General features: G+C 64.7%; 3 protein-coding genes and 1 pseudogene. 3 read left to right on the top strand and 1 reads right to left on the bottom strand.

Annotated features, from left to right (window positions below):
* A partial coding sequence (locus A2J01_RS03945; protein WP_156519151.1) for a prephenate dehydrogenase dimerization domain-containing protein occupies positions 1 to 489 on the top strand: 489 nt, incomplete at its 5' end.
* A 26-nt stretch (positions 490 to 515) separates the two neighbouring features.
* Here the strand turns inward: A2J01_RS03945 and A2J01_RS03940 are convergent.
* Positions 516 to 1,103 (bottom strand): putative glycolipid-binding domain-containing protein, encoded by a 588-nt coding sequence (locus A2J01_RS03940; RefSeq protein WP_073512852.1) that lies wholly within the window; start codon positions 1,101 to 1,103, stop codon positions 516 to 518.
* Between the two features lie 238 nt (positions 1,104 to 1,341).
* Between A2J01_RS03940 and A2J01_RS03935 the strand changes: the two genes are divergently transcribed.
* The gene (locus tag A2J01_RS03935) at positions 1,342 to 2,487 is read left to right on the top strand and encodes a DNA cytosine methyltransferase (protein ID WP_030535749.1); all 1,146 of its coding nucleotides are present in this window, start codon (positions 1,342 to 1,344) and stop codon (positions 2,485 to 2,487) included.
* Positions 2,484 to 2,841: pseudogene (locus A2J01_RS03930) on the top strand (hypothetical protein); the annotation flags it as partial. The gene A2J01_RS03935 and the pseudogene A2J01_RS03930, both read left to right, overlap by 4 nt.

The following is a 2,841-nucleotide window of genomic DNA, read 5'->3' as shown; positions in this document are numbered from 1 at the left end:
GACGTGTGGTCGCAGGTCGCCGACCTTGCACTCGACTGCGGCTCGGTGGTAGTGCCGGCCGAATCCCTCGAGCACGATCGAGCAGTCGCGCGAATCTCGCATCTGCCTCACCTGCTCGCGGAAACGCTTGCGATCACCGGAGCTGCCGGCGGCGAACTGGCTCTCGGGCTGGCTGCCGGATCATTTCGCGACGGCACCCGCGTAGCCGGGAGCGCTCCTGGCCTGGTGCGGGCGATGTGCGAGGGCAACCGCGACGCCCTGCTGGTCGCGCTGGACGAGGCGCTCGACCTTTTGCAGGGTGCACGTACCGATCTGCTCGACAACGGCTCGACGGCACGATTGGTGGACGCAGGGTTCGCGGCGCGCGGCGCCTACGAGTCGCACGAGCGGTGGGACATCGAAGACGTTCAGGCCGGAGAACCCGACTGGATCAACCGGATGCGAGACGCCGGTCGACGCGGCGGCGTCATCCGGCGATCCGCAACCTAGAACTACGCAACCTGGAGATACGAAACCTAGATACGAGTTGCCAGACCCGGGTAGTCGAGGACAAAGCCTTCGGTATCGACGGACAACGTCGAGCTGGACACCGGGGACAGCACACTGATTCCGTCGGCGCCGGAGCTGTAGGTGATGGTCGCACCCTCGACGCGCAGGTCGAGAAGGTTTACGTAGACGACCGGCACCTCGGCGTCTTCGATGTCGTTCTGCAGACCGACGCGGCGGATGGGCAGCGTGTTGAAGAACGGGCTGAGGATCACGTCGACATCGAGTGCGCCATCGAACGCAGAGCGCTGGTGACTGGCGCCGTTCTCGACCATCCAGGTGCCTTCTTCGTCCCGGCTGATCGACATCTGACGCTCACCGGCGGCCAGGGCGGTCCGCACGGACAACCGGCGGGTGATGCCGGCCTCGTCGGTGACCAGGTCGTACGACGCGCTGAATGCCGGGTGCTCACTGCAGGCTCCACCGATGATCCGGCCGGAAGCCTTGATGCGATTTCCGTTCAGCTGCACACGAACAGACTCCATACGAGGAGCGTTGTGGGCCTGCCAGGTCAATACCGCGGGCCAGGACGCGTCACCGGAAGGTTGGATGCTCACCCGACCACGGTAATGGACGAACGGGCGCGGAGCACCGCTGGTTCGGGTTATTGCTTCGATCAGGGACCTTTTAGGGACTTCGATCGGCCCCGAAGATCTCGATGTAAGGCGTTTCACAACGGTTCTTCCGTAAGGAGCACGCCGCGGACCGAATAGTTGGCAAACGGTGTCGGAGTTCTCGAGTACCGTGCTTCTAGGTCGGTTCGTGAGGAAGGGTGCTGTGACGTCGTCGCGGAGCATGGTGGGTTTGTTTGCCGGTATCGGTGGTCTCGAGTTGGGGCTCTCGGAACATGGGTGGAACACCGAACTGCTGTGTGAAATCGATCCGGGCGCGCAGGCAGTTCTCCGTTCGCGTTTCGCCGACGTGCCGTTGCACGGTGACGTCACCAAACTTCGCGCGCTGCCCAGTGACATCGAATTGGTGGCCGCCGGTTTCCCCTGCCAGGACCTCTCTCAGGCCGGCAAAACGGCAGGCATCACCGGCGCACGCTCAGGCCTGGTGGACGAGGTGTTCCGTCTGGTCAAGCGTAAGAAGGGCCCGCGCTGGCTGTTGATCGAGAACGTTCCGTTCATGCTCCAGCTCGGCAAGGGCGCCGCCATGCGGCACATCACCGACGCCCTCGAAGACCTCGGATACACCTGGGCGTACCGGGTGGTCGACGCCCGCGCCTTCGGACTCCCCCAGCGTCGCCAGCGAGTCATCATGCTTGCCTCGCGCACAGATGATCCCCGCGAAATCCTGTTCGGCCAGGACGCCGGCGAGCGCCTGGGTGGCGATCCCGCGGACTACCCCTGCGGCTTCTACTGGACCGAAGGCACTCGCGGTCTCGGATGGGCCGTCAATGCCGTGCCGACGCTCAAGGGCGGCTCGTCCGTCGGCATCCCCAGTCAGCCGGCAGTCCGGTTGCCGTCAGGTGAGATCGTCACTCCCGGTCTAGTCGATGCCGAGCGACTGCAGGGTTTCGATCCCGACTGGACGCTGCCGTCCGTCGAGGTTCCCGGCCTACGCCACAGCCATCGCTGGAAGCTCGTCGGCAATGCCGTGAGCGTGCGGATGGCGTCGTGGGTCGGTGGCCGGTTGAGCGATCCCATCGAATACGACGCCGCGGGCGAGACGCCACTCGAACCGGGCGACGCCTGGCCGAGTGCGGCCTGGGGCCGTAACCGCCAGGCCTTCCGCGTCCATACCTCGACCTGGCCGGTCCAGTACGACTACGAGGATCTGAGCGGCTTCCTCGAAGACACGCGGTTGCTGTCGGCTCGGGCCACCGCCGGCTTCCTCAAGCGCGCGCGCATGGGCAATCTTCGGTTCATCCCCGGTTTCATCGAGGACGTCGAAAGCCATCTCGAGCGGATGGGCGGATATCCCGAGGCCGCAGCATGACGGACTCGCTGTTTCCCGAACCTGAAACGCTGTTTTCCGAGCCGGAACACGAACCACTTTGGAGTGCACTGCAACTCGCGGGCGACAAGCCCCCGGCCGACGCCGATCGCGGCGAGAAGAAGAACTACGCGCAGCGACTGTCCAATCAACTGGCACAGACGGTCGCCGACGCTCTGCGTCCGCTGTATCCCAACATCACCCCGACGGCGTCCGGTGAAGGCCAGGAGGCAACAGTCGATGTCGCCAAGGGCCGAAAGCGCTTGGACGTCAAGGCACTCGACCCCACTCTCGGCCTGATCCTCTGCGTCTCCATCAAGACGTACAACTTCCAGGACTACAGTCCCCGCAGCGGCA

Origin of the sequence: Rhodococcus sp. EPR-134 (assembly GCF_001647205.1) — a bacterium.
Taxonomy (GTDB): domain Bacteria; phylum Actinomycetota; class Actinomycetes; order Mycobacteriales; family Mycobacteriaceae; genus Rhodococcus_F; species Rhodococcus_F qingshengii.
Note: the sequence above shows the minus strand (reverse complement) of the source record. Positions and strands in the feature narration are given on the sequence as shown.